The organism is Paenibacillus sp. JDR-2 (assembly GCF_000023585.1).
Classification (GTDB): domain Bacteria; phylum Bacillota; class Bacilli; order Paenibacillales; family Paenibacillaceae; genus Pristimantibacillus.
Genome location: NC_012914.1, coordinates 1,010,120 through 1,033,233 on the forward strand (window position 1 = coordinate 1,010,120; position 23,114 = coordinate 1,033,233).

The 23,114-nt window shown below is 51.4% G+C and carries 21 protein-coding genes and 1 riboswitch; of the genes, 18 read left to right on the forward strand and 3 right to left on the reverse strand.

Features of this window, described 5'->3' with window-relative positions; translation table 11 throughout:
- Nucleotides 1–9: 9 nt before the first annotated feature.
- Nucleotides 10–1,077, reverse strand: a complete 1,068-nt coding sequence (locus tag PJDR2_RS04390; protein ID WP_015842478.1) for a phosphodiester glycosidase family protein — start codon at nt 1,075–1,077, stop codon at nt 10–12.
- Complete coding sequence (locus tag PJDR2_RS04395; RefSeq protein WP_015842479.1) at nt 1,074–1,499, reverse strand: hypothetical protein; 426 nt, start codon at nt 1,497–1,499, stop codon at nt 1,074–1,076. The genes PJDR2_RS04390 and PJDR2_RS04395 overlap by 4 nt, the downstream gene beginning before the upstream one ends.
- 283 nt (nt 1,500–1,782) lie before the next feature.
- Between PJDR2_RS04395 and msrB the strand changes: the two genes are divergently transcribed.
- From msrB to PJDR2_RS04420, 5 genes are all read left to right on the forward strand, one after another.
- On the forward strand, nt 1,783–2,739 hold the full coding sequence (gene msrB, locus PJDR2_RS04400) for a peptide-methionine (R)-S-oxide reductase MsrB (protein ID WP_015842480.1): 957 nt from the start codon (nt 1,783–1,785) through the stop codon (nt 2,737–2,739).
- Between the two features lie 18 nt (nt 2,740–2,757).
- Entirely contained in the window at nt 2,758–3,330 is a 573-nt protein-coding gene (locus PJDR2_RS04405) for a nitroreductase (protein WP_015842481.1), read from the forward strand.
- Nucleotides 3,331–3,518: 188 nt separating this feature from the next.
- Nucleotides 3,519–3,965: a MarR family winged helix-turn-helix transcriptional regulator gene (locus PJDR2_RS04410; RefSeq protein WP_015842482.1), complete on the forward strand. Its 447-nt coding sequence runs from the start codon at nt 3,519–3,521 to the stop codon at nt 3,963–3,965.
- 136 nt (nt 3,966–4,101) lie between these two features.
- Nucleotides 4,102–4,536, forward strand: coding sequence for a MarR family winged helix-turn-helix transcriptional regulator (locus PJDR2_RS04415; RefSeq protein ID WP_015842483.1), 435 nt, complete (start codon nt 4,102–4,104; stop codon nt 4,534–4,536).
- A gap of 52 nt (nt 4,537–4,588) precedes the next feature.
- Complete coding sequence (locus PJDR2_RS04420; RefSeq protein WP_015842484.1) at nt 4,589–6,106, forward strand: DHA2 family efflux MFS transporter permease subunit; 1,518 nt, start codon at nt 4,589–4,591, stop codon at nt 6,104–6,106.
- 355 nt (nt 6,107–6,461) lie between these two features.
- Here the strand turns inward: PJDR2_RS04420 and PJDR2_RS04425 are convergent, their stop codons facing one another.
- Nucleotides 6,462–7,748: a LysM peptidoglycan-binding domain-containing protein gene (locus PJDR2_RS04425; RefSeq protein ID WP_015842485.1), complete on the reverse strand. Its 1,287-nt coding sequence runs from the start codon at nt 7,746–7,748 to the stop codon at nt 6,462–6,464.
- Nucleotides 7,749–8,001: 253 nt separating this feature from the next.
- Nucleotides 8,002–8,102: riboswitch (purine riboswitch) on the forward strand.
- A 188-nt stretch (nt 8,103–8,290) separates the two neighbouring features.
- Here PJDR2_RS04425 and purE point away from each other — a divergent pair.
- The 13 genes from purE to PJDR2_RS04490 all read left to right on the forward strand — a co-directional run bounded on the left by purE (nt 8,291) and on the right by PJDR2_RS04490 (nt 23,047).
- Nucleotides 8,291–8,776: a 5-(carboxyamino)imidazole ribonucleotide mutase gene (gene purE, locus PJDR2_RS04430; protein WP_015842486.1), complete on the forward strand. Its 486-nt coding sequence runs from the start codon at nt 8,291–8,293 to the stop codon at nt 8,774–8,776.
- Nucleotides 8,773–9,939, forward strand: coding sequence for a 5-(carboxyamino)imidazole ribonucleotide synthase (purK, locus tag PJDR2_RS04435; RefSeq protein ID WP_015842487.1), 1,167 nt, complete (start codon nt 8,773–8,775; stop codon nt 9,937–9,939). Before purE ends, purK begins: the two co-directional genes overlap by 4 nt.
- A gap of 7 nt (nt 9,940–9,946) precedes the next feature.
- Entirely contained in the window at nt 9,947–11,242 is a 1,296-nt protein-coding gene (purB, locus tag PJDR2_RS04440; RefSeq protein ID WP_015842488.1) for an adenylosuccinate lyase, read from the forward strand.
- A gap of 24 nt (nt 11,243–11,266) precedes the next feature.
- A complete protein-coding gene (locus tag PJDR2_RS04445) occupies nt 11,267–12,166 on the forward strand; it encodes a phosphoribosylaminoimidazolesuccinocarboxamide synthase (RefSeq protein WP_015842489.1) in 900 nt (299 codons plus the stop codon).
- A gap of 361 nt (nt 12,167–12,527) precedes the next feature.
- Complete coding sequence (purS, locus tag PJDR2_RS04450; RefSeq protein ID WP_015842490.1) at nt 12,528–12,770, forward strand: phosphoribosylformylglycinamidine synthase subunit PurS; 243 nt, start codon at nt 12,528–12,530, stop codon at nt 12,768–12,770.
- Nucleotides 12,771–12,773: 3 nt separating this feature from the next.
- Entirely contained in the window at nt 12,774–13,469 is a 696-nt protein-coding gene (gene purQ, locus PJDR2_RS04455; protein WP_015842491.1) for a phosphoribosylformylglycinamidine synthase subunit PurQ, read from the forward strand.
- On the forward strand, nt 13,447–15,690 hold the full coding sequence (purL, locus tag PJDR2_RS04460; protein ID WP_015842492.1) for a phosphoribosylformylglycinamidine synthase subunit PurL: 2,244 nt from the start codon (nt 13,447–13,449) through the stop codon (nt 15,688–15,690). Before purQ ends, purL begins: the two co-directional genes overlap by 23 nt.
- A complete protein-coding gene (gene purF, locus PJDR2_RS04465; protein ID WP_015842493.1) occupies nt 15,675–17,153 on the forward strand; it encodes an amidophosphoribosyltransferase in 1,479 nt (492 codons plus the stop codon). The genes purL and purF overlap by 16 nt, the downstream gene beginning before the upstream one ends.
- Before the next feature lie 30 nt (nt 17,154–17,183).
- Entirely contained in the window at nt 17,184–18,227 is a 1,044-nt protein-coding gene (gene purM, locus PJDR2_RS04470; protein ID WP_015842494.1) for a phosphoribosylformylglycinamidine cyclo-ligase, read from the forward strand.
- A complete protein-coding gene (gene purN / locus PJDR2_RS04475; protein WP_015842495.1) occupies nt 18,227–18,838 on the forward strand; it encodes a phosphoribosylglycinamide formyltransferase in 612 nt (203 codons plus the stop codon). Before purM ends, purN begins: the two co-directional genes overlap by 1 nt.
- A gap of 48 nt (nt 18,839–18,886) precedes the next feature.
- Nucleotides 18,887–20,437, forward strand: coding sequence for a bifunctional phosphoribosylaminoimidazolecarboxamide formyltransferase/IMP cyclohydrolase (gene purH / locus PJDR2_RS04480; protein WP_015842496.1), 1,551 nt, complete (start codon nt 18,887–18,889; stop codon nt 20,435–20,437).
- 105 nt (nt 20,438–20,542) lie between these two features.
- Nucleotides 20,543–21,811 carry a phosphoribosylamine--glycine ligase gene (purD, locus tag PJDR2_RS04485; RefSeq protein WP_015842497.1) on the forward strand — a complete coding sequence of 423 codons (1,269 nt, stop codon included), beginning with the start codon at nt 20,543–20,545 and terminating at the stop codon, nt 21,809–21,811.
- A 417-nt stretch (nt 21,812–22,228) separates the two neighbouring features.
- On the forward strand, nt 22,229–23,047 hold the full coding sequence (locus PJDR2_RS04490; RefSeq protein WP_015842499.1) for an alpha/beta hydrolase: 819 nt from the start codon (nt 22,229–22,231) through the stop codon (nt 23,045–23,047).
- Nucleotides 23,048–23,114 lie beyond the last annotated feature (67 nt).

Consider the following 23,114-nt stretch of genomic DNA (forward strand, 5'->3'; position numbering starts at 1 on the left):
TGCGGCTAATTATCTAAAAAATAAAAAGTGCGTCGGAAGCTTTCTAAGCTGTCCGTCGGAAGGCTTGTTAATAACGCGTCCGTTCCAGATCATCGACGAGGAGCCGCCGCCGTCCAGGTTGTAGCCGTCAACGGCGCCTAACCGCTGCAGCAGAATCTGCATCTCGGCCAGCGTTGCGCCGGAGCTGCCGCCTTCGTTGCGGCCGTCCGCTACGATGATAAGCAGCTGCCCGTCCTTGTAGTTGGCAATAACGGTGCGGGGCGCGCGCGTTGGACTGCTCTGCCACTTGCTTGGTATCGTTGTTGGACTGCCGTTTTTCAGAAGCACGGGAACAAACGACGCGCCAAATTTGACGTTTAGATTATCTAGCTGCTGCTTGCTTGTAAATTTACCGCCAACCAGCTTGTTGCTGGCGTTAAGACCAACAAAGAACAAATCTGCACGGGTTGGCTCGAAGCCTTCTACATAATCGCCGTTCAAAATGGTTGTGCTGAGCGGATACCGCTTGCCTCCGCCATCGGCAAAGCCGCCTGCATTAACGCCGGCCACGGCGCCGTATCGTTGTACGGCGGCCAGCGTTGTTTCGGCACCGCCTACCTTATCGTTGCCGAGCACCATTTTCATCGCGTCGCCTGACTTGAGCTTAATCTTCATCGCGTAGCTTTGGAAGTTGTCGGCCTTTATGTAGAATAACTGCGCGGTCAGCTTGTCCGAGCTGATCGTCCCCGAAGGAGATCCAAGCCGTCCGGTAATGATCCTGTCGTAAATCACTAACGGGCGGTTAGCCTGGGTGGTAGCCGTATTAACGATCTGTTTCATATCGGCGTTTGTCTGGTTATACAGCTTTAGCTGCTTTTTAATAGAGGCGCTTGTCGCTGTTGCGGTCTGATGGGCCTGGTCGAGTCCGCTGGCGACGGATTTCGTATGGTCTGCGGCAGCCTCTTGCTGAGTGCCGGCCTCCGGGAAATCCGGAAGGACAATGGAAATATTCGTAACCATAAGCCATAACAACATCGCGACAAACGGTGTGCAGGCCAGCAGCATCGTTCGGTTCAGCGCTCGGATGGATAAAGTCATTTGAGCACATCCAGATTTTTTTGCAGTTCGTTCAGCTTCTTTTTCACTTCGTTTAATTGCGTGTAAAGCTTATTGCTGTTATCGGTTTTGACATCAGCATTATCCTTCGTGAAGGTAAGCAGCTCGTTAAGCGCTTCTACCTTGGATTCCAATTGCGACAGCTCTTCTTTATAGCCGGTTTCCACTTTGGCAATCCGGTCATCGTATTGCTTTTGCATCTCGGCAATTTGTGCGGCTGTCTGGCGCTCCACATCGGCAGAAATCTGCTTCTGGACATGCTCGCTGTACAGCTTGGCACCGGTGAGGCCGGCAGCAATCAGAATAACCCATACACATACAAAGATTACAAAAGCACGCTGCTTCGTAGCCTTGCGCGATTTCGTTTCATAAGAAGCATTCGTTTCTAAAGCGGTATTGCTCATTGGCGTTCACCTCGTTTTCCGTTAATAAGGAAGTGAACGGACTGCAAAAATAGCATTTAAGCTAGTCTATCATGTTAGACGAACGAACGATGCCCAAGGTTAAGGCTGTCACTACATTGTAACAAAGATTGCTAGGGAAAGAGCCATTCATTTTGTGGGAATTGAAGGATAAGGTATAATAATAACAATTACGCTTAGTTCACGCTTTCGAAGCATGAATTATCACAATTGGCTTTAAAAATTGCAATTTGCGTGAAAATTCATTTTAGGAGGTAATCGAAACATGACCACAGCTGTAGAACAAGCCATGTTTGCCGGAGGATGCTTCTGGTGCATGGTATCCCCGTTTGAAGAAACACCGGGTATTTTATCCGTTGTATCGGGTTATTCCGGAGGCCATAAGGCAAATCCAACGTACGAAGAAGTGTGTTCCGAAACAACGGGACATGCGGAAGTTGTTCATATTACTTTTGATCCGTCGATTTATTCTTACGAGAAGCTGCTGGACGTGTTCTGGCATCAGATCGATCCGACCGACGCGGGCGGCCAATTCCATGACCGCGGGGAATCCTACCGGACGGCTATCTTCTATTATAATGAAGAACAGCGCCGGAAGGCGGAGGCTTCCAAGGAGGCTTTGGCAGCAAGCGGCAGATTCGACAAACCTATCGTCACAGCCATTGAGCCGGCGAAGGAGTTCTACCCGGCGGAGGATTATCACCAAGGTTATCATCGGACGAACCCGTTACGTTATAAAATGTACCGCAAAGGTTCCGGCCGCGATGCTTTCATCAATACGCATTGGACGGTTAGGAAGGAAGAGGGCGAGCTTCGCACCCGCCTTACTCCGATCCAGTATGAAGTTACGCAGAACAATGCGACGGAGCGTCCTTTTACGGGCGAATTTTGGGATCACAAGGATGAGGGTCTGTATGTTGACATCGTCTCGGGAGAACCGCTTTTTACATCCCGCGAGAAATACGATTCCGGATGCGGCTGGCCAAGCTTTACGAAGCCGGTGAAGGAAGCATCCATAACGGAAGTGCTCGACACCAGCCATTTCATGGTTCGTACCGAGGTGCGCAGTAAAGAAGGCGATTCCCATCTGGGTCACGTATTCGATGATGGTCCGGGACCAAACGGACTCCGTTACTGCATTAACTCCGCTTCGCTCCGATTTATCCCGGCAGCGGATTTGGAGAAGGAAGGGTACGGCGAGTACGTCAACTATTTCAAATAAGCGATTGGGGGAGAAACGATGCATATTGAAGAAGCGATCCGAACGAGACGTTCCATAGGGCGCGTCAAGCAAGATCCGGTTGATCGTAATCTAATTGAGAAGGTGCTGGACTCGGCAACCTGGGCGCCAAGCCACCATAACACGCAGCCTTGGAGATTCATCGTAATGACCGGTGACGGTCGTGCTAAGCTTGGCGAAGGTTATGCGCGTGTAGCGCTTGCAACACTTGGGGCAGGGGAAAGCCCCGAGTTGGAAGAGCGTCTTCGGAAGGAGCGCGTCAAAGCATACCGCTCGCCAGTGGTTATTGCGGTGGTCTGCTCGCCGTCCGCTGATCCGCGGGCAACGCTGGTGGAGGAAGTTGCAGCTTCGCATACGGCGGTGCAGAATTTGCTGCTTGCCGCACACGCGAACGGGCTAGGAGCGATTTGGCGTTCCGGCGACCCGATGTACCATCCGCTTATGAATGATACGTTTGGTCTAGCTGGGAACGAGCAGATCGTAGCGCTGGTTTATATGGGTTATCCGGATATGAATCCGCCGGAACCAAAGCGCACGCCGGCATCGGAAAAAACAATCTGGCTCGAATCTTAATCTTAAGCATAACAAGGCGCCCGCGAGGGCGCTTTTTTGTTGTCCAATCGGGGAAAATAAACCCGGACAGGATGGAACCGTTTTTTTAGCAGTGAAACCTTTATTTATGATTAATTTAGTGTTAAAATATTTAGAGTTAATGAAATTGCTTTATATATGATGCTGACTGACCTGAAAGGAGTGAGGAAATGGCAAATGCCAGCGAAGAGTTGATTAATCTTATCGGCCAATTTCGTTTGTTTCTGAAAAATGTCACGACCGAGTGGAGCAAGAAGACGATGGCCGGCATGAACACGACGCAGTTCAAGCTGTTATACACGCTTCATTCATCCGGTCCTCTGAAGGTATCGGAGCTTGCCGATTTACTCGGATTAACGTCCGGCGCCATCACGGGTATTGCCGACAAGATGCTGGCGGAAGGTTTAATCAGCCGCGAACGAACAACCGACGACCGGAGAGTGGTTATTATCGCTTTGACTTCGGAAGGCGATAAGCTCGTTAACCAGGTGATGGAATGTCACGAAGAGATATTTTCTTCTTTTTTCAACGGCCTTCCGGAAGAAGATATTCAGCATTTGAGAAGAATTTTCTCGAAGCTGACCGCCAATATGGATGAAGGCAAGCTGGAAAAATAATCTTGCATGGACGGATTGACTGATTCATAAAAAAGATATATAGTAGTAAATGCTTTGTTAATAATTTATTTAGTATTAAAATATTAAATGCTAATGAATTATCGGTTCAAGCAATCGGCGGGAAAGGGGAGAGGCAATGACGAATGCCAATGAAGAGCTGATTGGTTTCATGGGACAATTCAAGACGTTCCTGAAAAACGTAAACAACGAATGGAGCCGGAAAACAATGACGGGCATGAACTATACCCAGTTCAAGCTGTTGTTTACCCTCCATACATCGGACTCCCTCAAGGTTTCGGAGCTTGCCGAAATTCTCGGACTGACCTCCGGTGCTATTACGGGTATCGCCGATAAGCTGGTGGCTGAAGGCCTTATCAGCCGCGAGAGGGCAAATGACGACCGCAGGGTCGTATATATTGAATTAACGGCTAAAGGCAAGGACATGGTTGACGACATTCTCGAGTCGCAGAAAGAGACGTTTTCCTCCTTTTTCAATGTATTGCCGGAAGAAGATATTCAGCATCTGAGGAGAATTTTTGCCCAGCTGCTCGCGAATATGGATAACAAATAGCATTTCAGCTTGAATCACACAAACATAGAAAGAAAAAGGAGAGAAAGACCATATGAGTAATGCTGTAGCGGCATTAAAAAGAGGCCCGATCGTCGCGTCGGTGCTTATCGCAGCCTTCGTAGCGCTTTTGAGCCAGACGCTCCTTAACGTTGCGCTTCCGAGTATCATGACTGACCTGAAGGTCAGCGCGAATACGGTACAATGGCTGTCCACCGGTTATTTGCTAGTCAATGGCGTCCTTATTCCAATTAGTGCTTATTTGATCAGCCGGTTTTCTACTAGGTCATTGTTTGTCGTAGCAACAAGTTTATTTACGGTAGGTACCATCGTCAGCGCCTTGGCGCCGAGCTTTGAAACCCTGCTTACTGGCCGGATTATTCAGGCAGCGGGCGCAGGTATTCTGATGCCGCTGATGTCGATCATCTTCCTGACGATTTTCCCGATCGAACAACGCGGTAAGGCAATGGGTATGATGGGGATCGCGATGATTTTCGCACCAGCTGTTGGCCCAACGCTGTCGGGTTGGGTTGTTGAGCATTATGACTGGCGCGTTCTGTTCTACATCGTATTGCCACTGTCGCTGTTCGGCTTGATTTATGGCGCTATTTCGATGAAGAACGTAACGCAAACAGCGAAATCCAAGCTGGATATTTTCGCCGTTATTTTGTCCACTTTGGGCTTTGGCGGCCTGCTGTACGGCTTTAGTGACGCGGGTACGGACGGCTGGAACAACGTAACTGTGTACACAAGCTTGATCGTTGGCGTTATTTCCTTGATTGGCTTTGTATGGTATCAGCTTGTCGTTAAGAAGCCGATCCTTGAAATGCGCGTTTTCAAGTTCGGCATGTATTCCCTGACTACTGTCATTAACGTCATCATCACCATGGCCATGTTCTCGGGTATGATCTTGCTTCCGATTTATCTGCAAAGCATTATGGGCTTTACGCCGCTTAAATCCGGTTTGCTCCTGCTGCCGGGTGCAATCCTGATGGGGATTATGTCGCCAATCACCGGTATGATCTTCGATAAAGTCGGAGCTCGCTGGCTGGCGGTTACCGGTCTTGTAATTACCGTCTACTCGTCTTACGAATTCAGTCAGCTGACGGATCATACGACTTACGGTTACCTGATTACAATGTACACCTTGCGTATGTTCGGTATGTCCATGCTGATGATGCCGATCCAAACGGCAGGCATGAACCAGCTGCCGCAGCGTTTGAACGCTCACGGCTCGGCGATGTCGCAAACGCTGCGTAACGTAGCGGGCGCTTTGGGTACAGCGTTCCTCGTTACGCTGATGACGAACAAAGCGGCTTCGGAAACGAAGCATATGGTCGCAACGCAAGGCATTGATCCTAACGATAAAGCGGCAATGGCTCATGTCATTCAAGAAGCGACGATTACGGGTATCAACCACTCGTTCGTAGTAGCAACTTGGTTCGCTGTTGCGGCACTCGTACTGGCCTTCTTCATCCGCAAGGTAAAACCGCATGAAGAACCGGCTACCGTAGTAAACGCATCTTCCGAAGGTCAAGCGAAAGCTCAGCTTGCCGCGACCCAATCGAAATAAGGTTTGGTTAAAACGCAAGCTGCGCATTCAAATGTTCTTCCGATCGCCATTGCTCATGGATTCCTTTGATTGAAATAGTTTAATGATGGGATCCCTGAGCAAAAGCGAACACTAAAAGCTTTCTGTAAGAAAGCTACTTCGTAAGCATATGCTACGTTTCTACAGAATCATTTGAAATGCTACGCTTGAGTTTAACCAATAGGTAAATAAAAAACGGCCGTGCAGATTCGTTTCTGCACGGCCGTTTTTGTTTTTATATGATGCGCGGAAGCCTTAACGATACGCCGCATCGTTAAGGGATACCTAGGGAGACTTTGGGCGGATTAGGCAGTTTGCGCCTTTTACCTAACTCCCCTTATTTTACAGGCTTATAAACATGAAAGTTGTGCTCCAGCACCTGCCAGAAGGCTGGGAACGGAACATCAAGCACCCATGTGCTCACCCCTCGAAGATGATAACATTTCACCAGATCAAGCTTCGCCTGCACGCTCCTCGCATCCTCGAACCAGACCTGGTGGCCGCGCCCGTACTCATCCCTGTAACCGTAGTACGGCGATTCCGCGAATGGATCGTAGTGAATCACCGCGCCGTACCTGGCTGCTCTCCGCACCGCATTGCCCGAACTGATAGACATCGCCCAATCCTGTCCGGGGGTATAAGGGAGTGTCCAGTCGTAGCCGTAAAGCGGCATCCCGAGCATAATCTTGCTGGAAGGTATCAGCGCTATCGCATAGTTCAACACTTTGGCCACCTCATTCCTTGGAGCAACCGCCATCGGTGGTCCGCCCGCCCATCCCCATTCATATGTCATGAGGATAACAAAATCCAGAATCCGGCCTTGCTCAGCGTAATCCTGCCCTTCGAAGAGCTGTCCGTCCTGACCAGGGGAACTAACCGGCGGCAAGGTGGAGGAGACAAGGCATCCGATGGCATGCAGAGAGCCGGTTAGCCGCTCCAGGAATTGATGATAAAGCTTGCGGTCGGCAGCCGGAATAAAAGCAAAATCTATATTAAGAGCCCAATACTTATTCATCCTCATGACGTATATGATCCCTTGGATCAGACGTTCCTTCACGGCTTCGTTCGTTAAAATGAAATGGACCAGGCTTGGGCTGAACGTATAGCCGTCAAAATTCGTAATAACCATCATTGGTGCCGCCCGACCGCGGTAGGCTTCCTGAATGGCTGGCAAATCATTTAAGGCGCTAAGCGAACCGTCCGGCCTAACTTGATAACTGAAGGGGCTAAGGAAGGTCAGATGTTTGGCTGCAGCGGCCGCGCTAGCGGTGATGCCCGCATCCGAGACGACGGGCTCGGCATAGCCATTCGCTTCAATAGTCATCTTGCGCGGATTCGGAATGCGAAGACGCATGCCGGGAAGAATAAGGGCGGGATTGGTGATATGGTTAACCCTGGCTAGCTCCTGAAGGGTGACGCCGTATTTTTGCGAGATCGTCCATAAAGTTTCTCCCGGAATGACCTGATGGCTGTCAGCCTCAACGGGGATAATGAGCGATTGTCCGGCGACGAGAGGTTCGGTTGCCTGCATGCCATTGGCGGCAAGGATAGCTTCCGGGGACAGGCTGTACAGCTGCGCCAGACTCTGTACGGTGTCCCGCCCTTTGACGGTATAGATCAACATCGCCTCTCGCCTCCTTTAATGATTCGGATTCTTCTCCTACTATTCTATTCGGCAACTCCCCCAACTTAAAACCATGCCAAATAAATTGATAACGGCAGGAAAAGGAAAGGGAAATAGTTGCAATTTAAGACAAAAACGAACTTTATTTGAACTCTTTTATTTTAATGTTCGTATTTTATACGCTTTTCATTGACAGACATAGGGGGATTGGATAAACTGAAATAGGTTAAGGCGGAACATTCGTCGAATGCTCCCTAAATATGATGAAAGATCTCGTATATCCTCGGGAAAAAGGCCCGAAAGTTTCTACCCGAAAACCTTTATTTTCGGACTACGAGTTGATGGAACAAATATACAGGTTGCCCCTTCAACAGGGCAGCCTTATGCTGTCTTTGCATTGCGAAATTCTTGTGATTGAAGTAAAGACAATTGTTGCCATCTGCTCGGGTCCCGGCAGCATCCATAGAAAGTATGGTTGCGGCGCGGGATTTTTGCGTTTCGCGAGATATACACATTTTATAGATGAAGGAAGGTTTGAACGCATGTCTGCGAAAGTAGGCGTCATCATGGGCAGCAAGTCGGATTGGGATACAATGAAACTTGCCTGCGACGTGTTAGAAGAGCTGCAAATTCCTTACGAGAAAAAGGTTGTTTCCGCTCACCGGACACCGGATTTAATGTTCGAATATGCGGAGACGGCTGCAGAACGCGGCCTTAAAGTAATCATCGCGGGTGCCGGCGGTGCCGCGCATTTGCCGGGCATGGTTGCTGCGAAGACGATTCTGCCGGTAATCGGCGTGCCAGTCAAATCCTCGAATCTGAGCGGCCTTGATTCGCTCCTGTCGATCGTGCAAATGCCGGGCGGCATTCCGGTTGCGACAGTAGCAATCGGCAATGCCGGCGGTACAAACGCCGGACTGTTAGCCGCTCAAATGCTCGGTGCTTTTGATCCTGAAGTACAAGCCCGGGTGGAAGCGCGGCGCGAGCGGATCAAGCAGGAAGTGCTGGAAAGCAGTGAGACATTATGATGATGGAAGATAACAAACGGACGCTTCTGCCGGGAAGCACCATTGGTGTTCTGGGCGGCGGACAGCTTGGCCGGATGATGGCGCTCGCAGGCAGCGCGATGGGGTACCGCTTTGTAGCGCTTGACCCGACAGCCGATGCGCCTTGCGGACAAGTAGCGGACCAGATCGTCGCTGCATACAACGACCGTGAAGCAGCCCGCGAACTGGCGCGAAGGGCGGACGTCATCACGTACGAGTTCGAGAATGTCGATGCCGATGTGGCGGCGATGCTTATGTCGGAATCGTACGTGCCGCAGGGCAGCGAGCTGCTCTATACGACGCAGCACCGGCTTCGCGAGAAGCGTGCGATTGAAGCGGCGGGCGTACGGGTTGCCCCGTACAGCGAAATCCGGAGCAGCGAAGAGCTTCGTGCCGCAGCTGAAAAGTTTGGACTTCCATGCGTGCTGAAGACGGCAATGGGCGGTTATGACGGCAAAGGACAATGGGTGATTCGGAGCTTTGACGAAATTGAAGAAGCGTACGAGACATTAAGCCGTGCCGGCGTAGAGCTAGTGCTGGAGCAATTCATTAAGTTTGACAAGGAATTATCCGTTATTGCGGCAAGAAGTCCTCAAGGCGAGATAAAAGCGTTCCCCGCTGCGGAAAATATTCATGTCGAGAATATTTTGCATCTGTCGATCGTTCCGGCCCGCATTGCGGAGAGCGTTCAGCAGGAAGCGGAGAAGCTGGCGATCAAGATCGCGGAAGGGCTTGGCGTAGTTGGCCTGATAGCCGTAGAGCTGTTCCTGACGGCCGACGGCGAGCTGTTCGTTAACGAGCTGGCGCCTCGCCCGCATAACAGCGGTCATTATACGATGGAAGCTTGCCGGACCTCGCAGTTCGAACAGCATGTGCGCGCGGTATGCAATCTGCCTCTGGGCGATACGGGGCTGCTTACGCCGGTTGTTATGGTGAACGTCCTTGGTCAGCATGTAGAGCCGCTGCTTGCGCGGATGGCGAAGCATGATGAAGCGGCGGCAAGATTAAACGTTGCGCCAAAGCTTCATCTGTACGGCAAGAAGGACGCTGTATTCAAACGGAAAATGGGCCATGTAAACGTGCTTGCCGGCGATGTGCAGCAGGCGCTTGATTGGATAGAAGAGACAACTATTTGGAAGGTGTGAACGGTACATGTTAGAGCGTTACAGCAGACCGGAAATGAGAGCAATTTGGACGGAGCAGAACAAATTCCAAGCATGGCTTGAGGTTGAGCTTTGCTCCTGCGAGGCTTGGGTTGAACTTGGCGTTATTCCGGCAGAAGACGTAGAAGCGCTTCGCAAAGCGGCTACTTTTAATATCGACCGCATTTACGAAATCGAGCAAGAAACCCGCCATGACGTAATCGCGTTCACGCGCGCGGTATCCGAGACGGTTGGTCCGGAGCGCAAATGGGTTCATTACGGCCTGACTTCGACTGACGTTGTAGATACGGCGAACGGCTACTTGCTTCTTCAAGCAAACGCGATTCTCAAAAAAGACATCGAGCGTTTCATCTCGATCCTTCGCGAGAAAGCGATCCAATACAAAGATACGCCTATGATGGGCCGTACGCATGGCGTGCATGCCGAGCCAACAACGTTTGGCCTGAAAATGGCGCTGTGGCATGAAGAAATGAAACGCAACCTCGAGCGTTTCGAGCATGCGGCAAACGGCGTTCAATTCGGTAAAATTTCCGGCGCTGTCGGTACTTACGCGAACATTGATCCGTTCGTTGAAGAGTTTGTATGCAAAAAGCTTGGCATCAGCCCGGCTCCAATCTCGACGCAAACGTTGCAGCGTGACCGTCACGCTGAATATATGGCGACGCTTGCGCTTGTTGCAACGTCGCTTGATAAATTCGCTACGGAAATCCGCGCTTTGCAGAAGAGCGAATTCCGTGAAGTGGAAGAAGCTTTCGCGAAAGGCCAAAAAGGCTCGTCCGCAATGCCGCACAAACGCAACCCGATCGGCTGCGAGAACATCTCCGGTCTGTCCCGCGTAATCCGCGGCCACATGCTGACAGCTTACGAGAATGTACCGCTGTGGCATGAGCGCGACATCAGCCATTCGTCGGCAGAACGCGTTATTCTGCCGGATGCAACGATGCTTCTGAATTACATGCTGAACCGTCTGGGCAACATCATTCAGAACCTGACCGTGTTCCCTGAAAATATGAAGAAAAACATGCAGCGCACGTTTGGCGTTCCGTTCTCCGGCCGCGTGATGACAAAGCTGATCGACAAAGGCCTCAGCCGCGAGCAAGCATACGACACGGTTCAGCCGCGCGCGATGCAAGCGTGGGAAGAGCAGCGCCAATTCCGCGACATTATCGAATCGACGCCGGAAATTACAAGCCTTCTGTCGGCAGAAGAAATCGACGATGCCTTCAACCCGGCTTGGCACTTGAAGCATGTGAATACCATCTTTACGCGTCTTGGCTTGAACTAAAGGGCAAAGGGGATTCGAGGAAGAATGACTGCACAATCGCAAGCTTTATCCACGGCGGCGGACTACATCAAAGCTCCGCTGCTGTATAAAGGCAAGGTTCGTGAGCTTTACGATCTTGGTGAGCATTATCTGATCGTCGTGACAGACCGCATCTCGGCATTCGACTATGTACTGGATCCGGCTGTCCCGCAAAAAGGCAACGTGCTGAACCGCCTGTCGGCTTTCTGGTTCGAGCAAACAGCCGATATTCAGACGAACCATGTCGTACACACGGACGTCGAAAAGCTAGGGGATATCGTTACGGCGCCCGAGCTTCTGAAGGACCGGATCATGGTGACGAAAAAAGCGGAGCGTATCGACATTGAATGCGTCGTTCGCGGCTATATCACCGGCGGCGGCTGGAGACAATACCAGCAAACGTCCGCGATCAACGGCATTCAGCTGCCGGAGGGTATGCGCAAGAACGAGCGCTTCCCACAGCCGATCTTTACGCCGGCAGCGAAAAACGACGTTGGCCACGACGAGGACATTCCGTTCGAGCGGATGCAGGAGATGGTTGGCGCCGAGCTTGCGGAAGAGCTTAAGGGCCGCAGCATCAAGCTGTACGAATTCGCTCACGAATATTGCGCGAAGCATGGCATTATCCTTGCCGACTGCAAATTCGAATTCGGACTGATCGACGGCAAAGTCATTCTGATCGACGAGATCTTTACCCCGGATTCCTCGCGTTTCTGGGGGGAGAAGAGCTACGCTTACGATATCGAAATCGACAGCATGGACAAAGAACCGGTCCGTACTTACCTTCTCGGTTCCGATTGGGATAGAGACAGCAAACCGGCTCCTCTCCCTGAATCCGTAGTAAACGAAACAACAAATCGTTACCTCGACATTTATAGCCGTCTTACCGGCCGTTCGCTCGGATAGATCGCAATTATATAGGTTTTTGAATTTATCTTTTATTTTTAGATTTCTTGTTCTTAGATGAATTTTCAAGGTTTGGCGTTGAGCACGGGAGTGCGCTAACGCCCCAGCTACGGCACACACGACTACCCGGGAGTGTGTTGGGGTTGAGCTGTAAAATGGTTGCGAGCGAGTAGGTGTTGGTGTCCGTCTGAGAGCCCTGGCGTTCGCCTTTGAAATCAGGAAAATTACCGCTAAGCGGTTCTAATCAAATTTTCCGGATTTCAACAGCGACGAAGAGGGACACCAACACCAAACGAGCGAACGCACCATTTTCACCGAATCCCACACAAGACCGGAAAAACCATTTTCAGGAGGCCCTACTATGAAAGCAAAAGTCTACGTCACGATCAAAGAAAATGTACTCGACCCGCAAGGTCAAGCCGTTCAAGGCTCGCTGCACACGATGGGCTTCGCGGAAGTTGATAAAGTCCGCATCGGCAAATACCTGGAGCTTCAGCTCGACACTAACGACCGCGCGGAAGCGGAAGCACGCGTGAAAGTCATGTGCGAAAAGCTGCTGGCAAACACGGTAGTCGAAGATTTCCGTTTTGAATTGGAGGGATAATCGATGAAGTTTGCGGTTCTCGTATTCCCTGGCTCCAACTGTGACATTGACTGCTTTAAAGCGGTAGAAGATACAATCGGCCAAGAGGTTGATTACGTATGGCATACAGCGACTGATCTTTCCGGTTATGACGCGATTCTTGTACCAGGCGGCTTCTCCTACGGCGACTACCTGCGCTGCGGCGCGATGGCTAGTTATGCTCCGGTAATGAATGAAGTTGTGAAAGCTGCAGAGCAAGGCAAGTTCATCCTTGGCATCTGTAACGGTTTCCAAATCCTGACCGAAGCTAACCTTCTGCCAGGCGCACTGATCCGCAACACAGGCCTTAAATTCCGTTGTCAGCAGCAGCTGCTTGAAGTTGTGAACAACGGCACGGCATTCACGAACCAATACTCGCAAGGCGAGATTATCGATATTCCGATTGCGCACGGCGAAGGCAACTATTATTGCGATGACGCAACACTTGCCGAGCTGAAAGCAAATAACCAAATCGTGTTCCGCTACGCAGGCGATACGAACCCGAACGGTTCGGTTGAGAACATTGCGGGTATCAGCAACAAAAAGGGTAATGTCGTTGGCATGATGCCTCACCCGGAGCGCGCGGTTGATCAAATCCTCGGCTCGGAAGACGGCAAACGGATGTTTACATCGATTTTGAATGCATGGAGGGAACAACATGGCGCAGCAATTAACGGCTAAGGAACCAACTGCCGAGCAAATCGTCGAGCAAAAGATTTATCAACAATTCGGTGTATCGGATTATGAGTTCGAGCTTATCTGCGGTTTTCTCGGCCGTACACCTAACTACACGGAAATCGGCGTATTCAGCGTTATGTGGTCCGAGCATTGCGCGTACAAGAACTCCAAGCCAATCCTGAAGAAATTCCCGATCACCGGACCTCGCGTCCTGATGGGGCCAGGCGAAGGCGCTGGTATCGTCGATATCGGCGACAACCAAGCGGTTGTATTCAAGATCGAATCGCATAACCATCCATCCGCGGTTGAGCCTTACCAAGGCGCTGCTACAGGTGTTGGCGGCATTATCCGCGACATTTTCTCGATGGGTGCACGTCCGGTAGCTCTGCTGAACTCGCTTCGTTTCGGCAAGCTTGAGAATGATCGCGTGAAATACTTGTTCGAGAACGTTGTCAGCGGTATCGCTGGCTACGGTAACTGTATCGGTATTCCTACCATTGCAGGCGAAGTGATGTTCGATGAAAGCTATGAAGGCAACCCGCTTGTTAACGCAATGTGCGTAGGTCTTATCGATCATGATAAAATCCAACGCGGCGTAGCAAAAGGCGTTGGTAATCCGGTCTTCTACGTTGGTCCTGCAACGGGCCGCGACGGTATCCACGGCGCGACATTCGCATCCGTTGAGCTGACGGAAGAATCCGAAGAGAAACGTACTGCCGTACAAGTCGGCGATCCGTTCATGGAGAAGCTCGTTATGGAGTCTACTCTGGAACTGATCAACTCCGGTATCGTACTTGGCATTCAAGATATGGGCGCAGCGGGCCTCACTTGCTCGAGCGCAGAGATGGCTTCCAAAGCCGGCAATGGCCTTGAGCTGTACCTCGATGAAGTTCCGCAGCGTGAGACAGGCATGACGCCTTACGAAATGATGTTGTCGGAGTCGCAGGAACGCATGTTGTTCGTTGTTGAGCCGCAGCATGAAGCACAAGCGCAGGAAATCTTCGACCGTTGGGGCGTTATTTGTAAAAAAGTTGGTAAAGTAACCGATGACGGACGCCTTCGTCTGTTCCATCAAGGCGAGCAAGTGGCTGATATGCCGGTTAAAGCGCTCGTTGACGAGTGCCCGGTTTATGAAAAACCATCCCAAGAGCCGGCTTACTACCGTACGAATGCAACGCTTGATACAGCTGCATTCACTGAAGTAACGGACCTGACAGGCGCTCTTGAGAAAGTACTCGCTTCGCCAACCGTGGCAAGCAAAGAGTGGGTTTACAACCAATATGACTACATGGTTCGTACATCAACAGCTGTACAGCCTGGTTCCGACGCAGCGGTTGTTACGATTCGCGGCACTCGCAAAGGCCTTGCGATGACAACTGACTGTAACGGTCGTTACGTATACCTGGATCCTGAAGTAGGCGGACGTATCGCAGTAGCAGAAGCTGCCCGCAACATCGTATGTTCCGGTGCAGAACCGCTTGCGATTACCGATAACCTGAACTTCGGCAGCCCTGAGAAGCCGGAAGTATTCTGGCAGATCGAGAAAGCTGCAGACGGCATGTCCGAAGCTTGCCGCGTGCTTGATACGCCGGTAATCGGCGGCAACGTAAGCTTGTACAACGAGAACGCAAAAGGCGCGATCTACCCAACTCCGGTAATCGGTATGGTTGGTCTCGTACATGATGTGGATCACATCACGACACAAGGCTTCAAAAAAGAAGGCGACGTGATCATCCTTGTTGGCGACACAAAAGCAGAATTTGGCGGCAGCGAGCTGCTTTACGTACTGAACGGTGCGGCTGAAGGCCGTCCGCCGGCAATTGATCTGGCAACGGAGAAAAACATGCTTGGCGCTGTTCTGACAGCGATCCAAGGCGGTCTTGTTGCTTCGGCGCATGACTTGTCCGAAGGCGGTCTTGCAGTAGCTCTTGCGGAATCCGCAATCAGCGGCGGAATCGGCGCAGAAGTAAACGTAACAACGGATCTTCGTCCGGATCACATGCTCTTCTCCGAGTCGCAATCGCGTATCCTGCTCTCGGCTACACCTGAGAAAGCAGCAGCATTGCAGGCGCATCTGACTGAGCAAGGCGTAGTAAATGCAGCAATCGGTACGGTAAAAGGCAGCAGCCTGACCATCAACGTAAATGGCAAATCCGGCGTTCATGCACCGGTACAACAACTGGAGAAGGTCTGGAAGGATGCGATTCCATGTCTGATGAAATAAAACAGCATAAGCTGTGGACGGGAAATCATTATAACGAAGGCATTGGCCGTGACGATATGTTTGACAAATTGCGCGAGGAATGCGGCGTGTTCGGGGTATTTAATGTCCCGAATGCGTCCTCCCTCAGCTATTACGGCCTTCATGCTCTCCAGCATCGCGGAGAGGAAAGTGCAGGGATCTGTACAGTGGATACGGAGGCGGGCAACCGCTTCTCCTACCACCGCGGTATGGGGCTCGTGAAGGAAGTGTTTGATAAAGAGCGGATTCAGTCGCTCGCTGGCGATCGCTCTATTGGCCACGTTCGTTATTCAACAGCTGGGGAGAGCAAGCTGGCGAATGCGCAGCCGCTTATTTTCCGTTATCGGGATGGCGATCTGGCGGTTGCGACAAACGGTAATATCGTAAATGCGCCGGAGATCCGCAAGGAGCTGGAGAGCCAAGGCTCGATCTTCCAAACCTCCAGCGATACGGAAGTTATTGCTCACTTGATCGCTCGTTCGTCGAAGAGCTTCGAGGAAGCAGCAAAAGATGCGCTCCAGCGTATTATTGGCGGCTTCGCGTTCCTTATCATGACGAACGACAAACTGCTCGTAGCTTCTGATCCTAACGGACTTCGTCCATTAGTAATGGGCCGAATCGGCGACGGTTATGTATTCTCTTCCGAATCGTGTGCATTTGAATCGATCGGCGCAGAATATGTTCGTGACGTACAACCAGGCGAACTGCTTTATCTTGATGCTGACGGTATGCGTGAAGACCGCTATGCAGAAGTGGAGCGCCGGGCAACATGTGCGATGGAATATATTTATTTTGCCCGTCCGGACAGCGATATTAATACAATCAACATCCATTCCGCGCGTAAGCGGATGGGTAAACAGCTTGCGATGGAATCGTTCGTGGATGCAGACATCGTCATCGGCGTACCGGATTCGAGTATTTCGGCGTCTATTGGTTATGCTGAGCAAACAGGCATTCCTTACGAGCTTGGACTTATTAAGAACAAATACACGGGCCGGACGTTTATTCAGCCTTCCCAAGAGCTCCGTGAGCAAGGCGTGAAGATGAAGCTGTCCGCCGTGCGTAAAGTCGTGGAAGGCAGACGTGTTGTTATGATCGACGACTCGATCGTCCGCGGCACGACATCCCGCCGGATCGTGAACATGCTTCGCGAGGCTGGCGCGACGGAAGTCCATGTGCGGATTACATCGCCGCCATTCAAGAACCCTTGCTACTACGGTATTGATACGCCGGACCGCAAGGAGCTGGTTGCTTCTTCGAGAACGGTGCAGGAAATGTGCGAAATGATTAATGCGGACTCTTTATACTTCCTTAGCCATGAAGGTTTTATCGATTCGGTAGGCGGCAATGACGGCGCGTATAACCGCGGCATGTGTCTGGCTTGCTTCGATAACGATTATCCAACACCGGTGGACGAGGAATCGGATAAGAGCTGCAGCTGTTAATAGACAAGTTTATTAAAGGGGTTGACTGGTGTGTCAGAAGCGTACAAAAAAGCCGGAGTCGATATTGCGGCCGGCAATGAAGCAGTCGAACGGATGAAGAAGCATGTTAAGAAAACGTTCCGTCCGGAGGTGCTGACTGATCTCGGCGGTTTTGGCGGTTTGTTTGGCCTTAACAAGGACAAATACGAGGAGCCTGTGCTCGTATCTGGTACGGACGGCGTCGGCACGAAGCTGAAGCTGGCATTCTTGATGGATAAGCATGACACGATTGGCGTTGACGCGGTTGCCATGTGCGTAAACGATATTATCGTACAAGGCGCTGAGCCTCTCTTCTTCCTCGATTATCTGGCATGCGGTAAAGTCGTTCCGGAAAAAATCGAAGCAGTTGTTAAAGGCATCTCCGACGGCTGCGTACAAGCTGGCTGCGCACTGATTGGCGGCGAAACGGCCGAAATGCCTGGCATGTACCAAGGCGACGAGTATGATATCGCCGGCTTTACGGTTGGCGTAGTGGATAAGAAGAAAATCATCGATGGCACTACGATCGCTCCCGGCGACGTTGTTCTTGGTTTCGCTTCAAGCGGTATTCACAGCAACGGCTACTCGCTGGTTCGCCGTCTTCTTCTTGAAGAGTGCGGTTACGCGCTGGACCAACGCCTGCCTGAGCTGAACGACGAAGTTCTTGGCGACGTATTGATCGAGCCTACCCGCATTTACGTGAAATCGGCTTTGAAGCTGATCGAGCAAGTGAATGTTAAAGGCATGGCGCATATTACAGGCGGCGGCTTTATCGAGAATATCCCACGCGTTCTTCCGGAAGGCGTAAACGTAAATGTAGAATACGGCTCGTGGCCAATTCTGCCAATCTTCCAGCTGATGCAGGAAAAAGGCGCAATTACTAACCGCGACATGTTCACAACGTTTAATATGGGCATCGGGTTAATCGTAGTTGTTCCAGCAGAACAAGCAGAAGAAGCTCTTAAAGCAGCAGCTGAGCTTGGTGAAGCAGCATACCGAATCGGTACTGTAACGGAAGGCAACCGTGTCGTTACGTTCACGGGAGCGGACGTTTAATGGGAACACTCCGAATAGCCGTTTTCGCGTCAGGGCAAGGAACGAACTTCCAAGCTCTGACCGATGCGGTGCAGCAAGGCAGGCTCGATGCTTCCATCGAGCTTCTTGTTTGTGATAAGCCTTCGGCGCCGGTTGTAGAACGGGCTCGCAAGGCCGGGGTTGATACCTTTGCGTTTGTTCCTAAGGAGTATGCATCCCGCCAGGCTTATGAAACGGAAATTCTCGAAGAGCTTCGGCGCAGCGGCATTGAGCTGGTTGTGCTTGCGGGTTATATGCGCATTATTACTTCCGTGCTCGTTGAGCCCTATTACGGCCGAATGATTAATATCCATCCGGCTTTGCTGCCTTCTTTCCCCGGCGTTAACGGAATCGGACAAGCGCTCGAATACGGCGTGAAGGTGACGGGCGTTACCGTTCATTATGTGGACGGGGGAATGGACAGCGGACCTATTATTGCTCAAAGCGTAGTTGAAGTCCAAAATGGCGAGACGGAGGACACGCTTGGCGAGCGGATCCATGCAGCCGAACAGCAGTTGTTGCCGCAGGTTGTGCAATGGATAGCGGAAGGCCGCGTGACTCTCGAGGAACGCATCGTTACGGTGAAAGCTTAGCTTAGCAGCTTAATAATATAAGTACCTATTTTGAGGAGGCAATTTCGCGTGGCAATTCGTAGAGCGTTAATTAGTGTATCGGACAAGACTGGCATTGTTGAATTTTCTCGTGAGCTTGCAGCTCAAGGCGTGCAAATCATTTCGACAGGCGGTACGTTTAACCTGCTGGAGAAGGAAGGCATTCCGGTTATCGGCATTTCCGACGTAACAGGCTTCCCGGAAATTTTGGACGGCCGCGTTAAAACTCTTCACCCTGCGGTTCACAGCGGACTGCTGGCGATTCGCGACAATGAAGAGCATCAAAAGGTTATGCAGGAGCTTGGCCTGGATTACATCGATCTTGTGGTTGTTAACCTGTACCCGTTCAAGCAAACAATCGCAAACCCTAACGTGGAATATGAGGACGCAATCGAGAACATCGATATCGGCGGTCCTACTATGCTTCGTTCGGCTGCGAAAAATCATGCATTCGTAACGGTAGTTGTTGATGCTAACGATTATGCGGCTGTAATTGAAGAGATCAAAGCCGGCGGCGACACAACCCTCGAGACTCGCAAACGTCTGACGGCCAAAGTATTCCGCCACACAGCTGCCTACGATGCGCTGATCGCGGACTACCTGACCAAGCAAGTTGGCGAAGAGCTGCCTGAGTCTTACACGGTTACTTACGAGAAAGTGCAGGATCTGCGTTACGGCGAAAACCCGCATCAGAAAGCGGCGTTCTACAGCAAACCGCTTGCTCCTGTCGGCAACATCACAACGGCTGAGCAGCTGCACGGCAAAGAATTGTCCTACAACAACATTAACGACGCGAACGCGGCGCTTGCGATCGTCAAGGAATTCGACGAGCCAGCCTGCGTAGCAGTGAAGCATATGAATCCATGCGGCGTTGGCATCGGCGCTGACATTCACGAAGCATATCAAAAAGCATACGCGGCTGACCCTACTTCGATCTTTGGCGGCATTGTTGCGGCGAACCGTACGATCGGCGTAGAAACAGCAGAGCTGCTGAGCCAAATCTTCCTCGAAATCATCATTGCTCCGGACTTCACGCCTGAAGCGCTGGAAGTGCTGACGAAGAAGAAAAATATCCGTCTTCTGAAGCTGGGCGAGCTGGCCGGTTCCGCGGCTGAACGCAAATCCGACTGGTTGTCGACAACGGTTGACGGCGGCTTGCTTGTCCAAGAGAGCGACGTTCGCAGCTTGACGGAAGCCGACTTGCAGTTCGTAACGAACCGCAAGCCGACGGAAGAAGAACTGAAGCAGCTGCTCTTCGGATGGAAAGTCGTGAAGCATGTGAAATCGAACGCGATTTTGCTGGCGAAAAACAACATGACAATCGGCGTAGGCGCAGGTCAAATGAACCGCGTAGGCGCAGCGCGTATCGCCATCGAGCAAGCGGGCGATAAGGCAGCAGGGGCGGTATTGGCTTCCGATGCATTCTTCCCGATGGGCGACACGGTTGAGCTGGCTGCAAAACACGGCATCACCGCGATCATCCAAACAGGCGGCTCGATCAAGGACGAAGAGTCGATCGCCGCAGCTAACGCGCATAACATTGCGATGGTTATGACCGGCGTTCGCCATTTCAAACACTAAGATTAATATCAGCGGAGCATCTTGCCGCGCTTCTTCTGAAGCATGGCAGGATCGCTTCGCTTTTGGCCATAATCAGATCCATTCAATCAGGGGGAAATAGAAGCGATGAGAATTTTAGTTGTTGGCGGCGGCGGACGCGAGCATGCGGTTGTTTGGGCGCTGAAGAAGAGCGAGAAGGTTAAAGAAGTATTTTGCGCACCGGGTAATGCGGGTATCGCGCAGATCGCGGATTGCGTGCCAATCGCGGTTAATCAATTCGACGAGCTTGTGAAGTTTGCGAAGGATGCGGCGATTGACCTCGTCTTTATCGGTCCGGACGATCCGCTTGCAGCGGGTATCGTAGACGCGTTCGAAGCGCATAACATTCCGGTATACGGCCCGAACAAAGCGGCGGCAGAAATCGAAGGCAGCAAAATCTTCATGAAGGATCTGCTCCGCAAGTACGACATTCCTACAGCGAAATACGAGACGTTCACCGACTATGAGACGGCTCTTACTTACTTGCGCGAGCAATCCGTTCCAATCGTCATCAAGGCGGACGGGCTTGCGGCAGGTAAAGGCGTAACGGTTGCTTACTCCATGGAAGAAGCGGAGAAAGCTCTGAAGGAAGCAATGGTCGACAAGGTGTTTGGCGAAGCAGGCAACCAGATCGTTATCGAGGAATTCCTGGAAGGCCAAGAGATGTCTATCCTTGCTTTTGTTGACGGCGAGACGGTTAAGGCAATGGTACCGGCGCAAGACCATAAGCCGGTATTCGATAACGATAAAGGTCCGAACACAGGCGGCATGGGTACGTACACCCCGCTGCCGCATATCGACCAGGCCATCATCGAGGAATCGATCGAAAATATCATCAAACCAACGGCCAAAGCGATGGTGAGCGAAGGACGTCCGTTCCGCGGCGTGTTGTTCGCCGGTCTGATGATTACGAAGGACGGCCCGAAAACAATCGAATTCAACGCGCGTATGGGCGACCCGGAGACCCAAGTCGTTCTGCCGCGTCTGAAGACCGAGCTGGTTGACGTTGTTCTGGCATCCCTGAACGGACGTCTCGATCAGCTGGAGCTGGAATGGAGCGACGAAGCAGCGGTATGCGTTATCGTAGCATCGGAAGGCTATCCGGCTTCGTATCCGAAAGGCCGCGAGATTACCGGCCTTGATGCGGCTGAAGCGCAGGGCGCTCTCGTGTTCCATGCGGGAACAGCGGAGAAAGACGGCAAGATCGTAACGAGCGGAGGACGCGTACTTGGCGTTGTAGGCCGCGGCCGCGATATTGCGGAAGCTCGTGCCCGCGCCTATGAAGCGGTTAGCGTTATTCATTTCGACGGCATGCACAGCCGTACCGATATTGCAGCAAAAGCGTTGAAGGGCTAAGCCCTTTAGGCAGCAAAAAGACCATCTTCCGGCCGTCGGGGCGGAAGATGGTCTTTTTTTCGTAGAGTCAGTTACTCCTTGTAGAACAACAGGCTGCGTTCAAGGATGATATATACCACGGCAACCACGATGCCGGCGAGCAATAAAACCGTCAGCCAATGGTCGGTAAGCCAAGATATCCACATCGGCATAGGAATCATCTCCTTGGTTGGACATTAGTGTGCTGATTATAGCTTGAGCAAGGAGCTGCTCAACTATTCCTCCGAATGGCATTTAATTGGTGAAGCCAAATTATTCGGACAGAATAACAGTATTGACACCATCCTTGTCAGGATGATAATATGAATCCAATAGAATTCATAGTAATCGGGTAGGAATTATAGTAAATAAGTATGGAACGCAGGAGGACTTATCGTTATGGAGAAACAATTATTGCTGCGACATGAAGGTCTTGAGCTTACCGCTACGCTTCATTATCCGAGCGATCATGCGTCGGACAATGCGAAGAAGCAGGCTATTATTATATGCCATGGTTTTATCGGAAGCCGCGTAGGGGTAGACCGGTTGTTCGTGAAGACGGCTAGAGCGCTTGCGGCGCAAGGCTCTTACGTGATCCGGTTTGATTACGGCGGCTGCGGCGAGAGCAACGGGGATTACGGGGCACTGGGCTTTGAAAGCATGATTGATCAGACCCGTACGGTAATTGATTATATTGCAGGCATGGATTGCGTGGACCCAAGACGAATTGTTCTGCTTGGCCATAGCCTTGGCGGCGCGGTTGCGCTTATGACGGCGGTTAGGGATAAACGCGTGAAGCGTCTTGTTTTGTGGTCGCCGGTTGCGTATCCGTTTAATGATATTGTACGGATTGTCGGACGCGCAGGCTATGACGAGTCGGTCCAGAAGGGCAGTACGGATTATGCGGGCTTTACGCTGCAGCCGGTGTTCTTTGAATCTCTGCTTCAGCATCAGCCGTTCCAAGCGGCGACGCGCTTTGGCGGAGAAGTGCTGCTTGTTCACGGCACAAGCGATGATCTGATTCCGGTCGATTACAGCTTCCTGTACCAGAAGGTATTCTGGACGCGCAGCGACGGGTTATGCGACAAGGAGATTATTTTCCAAGCGAACCATACGTACTCCAGCCGGCACCATCAGGAGGAAGCGATCCGCGTAACCTCCGAATGGCTGGAAGGGCTTGATAAGAAGCAGCAGGAATGGCATAACTGGAGTATTTAGGAAGACATGTCCCGCTTTTTGTGTTTAAATGGTAGTAATCATTTTTTTGAACGCTATCATTCTCTAC

Coding starts and splice junctions, on each gene's coding strand:
- purL (WP_015842492.1), top strand. CDS start 13,447: ATGGCGCAGCAATTAACGGCTAAGGAACCAACTGCCGAGCAAATCGTC.
- msrB (WP_015842480.1), top strand. CDS start 1,783: ATGACCACAGCTGTAGAACAAGCCATGTTTGCCGGAGGATGCTTCTGG.
- PJDR2_RS04445 (WP_015842489.1), top strand. CDS start 11,267: ATGACTGCACAATCGCAAGCTTTATCCACGGCGGCGGACTACATCAAA.
- PJDR2_RS04405 (WP_015842481.1), top strand. CDS start 2,758: ATGCATATTGAAGAAGCGATCCGAACGAGACGTTCCATAGGGCGCGTC.
- PJDR2_RS04395 (WP_015842479.1), bottom strand. CDS start 1,499: ATGAGCAATACCGCTTTAGAAACGAATGCTTCTTATGAAACGAAATCG.
- purF (WP_015842493.1), top strand. CDS start 15,675: ATGTCTGATGAAATAAAACAGCATAAGCTGTGGACGGGAAATCATTAT.
- purQ (WP_015842491.1), top strand. CDS start 12,774: ATGAAGTTTGCGGTTCTCGTATTCCCTGGCTCCAACTGTGACATTGAC.
- purS (WP_015842490.1), top strand. CDS start 12,528: ATGAAAGCAAAAGTCTACGTCACGATCAAAGAAAATGTACTCGACCCG.
- purB (WP_015842488.1), top strand. CDS start 9,947: ATGTTAGAGCGTTACAGCAGACCGGAAATGAGAGCAATTTGGACGGAG.
- PJDR2_RS04425 (WP_015842485.1), bottom strand. CDS start 7,748: ATGTTGATCTATACCGTCAAAGGGCGGGACACCGTACAGAGTCTGGCG.
- PJDR2_RS04415 (WP_015842483.1), top strand. CDS start 4,102: ATGACGAATGCCAATGAAGAGCTGATTGGTTTCATGGGACAATTCAAG.
- PJDR2_RS04420 (WP_015842484.1), top strand. CDS start 4,589: ATGAGTAATGCTGTAGCGGCATTAAAAAGAGGCCCGATCGTCGCGTCG.
- purK (WP_015842487.1), top strand. CDS start 8,773: ATGATGATGGAAGATAACAAACGGACGCTTCTGCCGGGAAGCACCATT.
- purE (WP_015842486.1), top strand. CDS start 8,291: ATGTCTGCGAAAGTAGGCGTCATCATGGGCAGCAAGTCGGATTGGGAT.
- PJDR2_RS04410 (WP_015842482.1), top strand. CDS start 3,519: ATGGCAAATGCCAGCGAAGAGTTGATTAATCTTATCGGCCAATTTCGT.
- purN (WP_015842495.1), top strand. CDS start 18,227: ATGGGAACACTCCGAATAGCCGTTTTCGCGTCAGGGCAAGGAACGAAC.
- PJDR2_RS04390 (WP_015842478.1), bottom strand. CDS start 1,077: ATGACTTTATCCATCCGAGCGCTGAACCGAACGATGCTGCTGGCCTGC.
- PJDR2_RS04490 (WP_015842499.1), top strand. CDS start 22,229: ATGGAGAAACAATTATTGCTGCGACATGAAGGTCTTGAGCTTACCGCT.
- purD (WP_015842497.1), top strand. CDS start 20,543: ATGAGAATTTTAGTTGTTGGCGGCGGCGGACGCGAGCATGCGGTTGTT.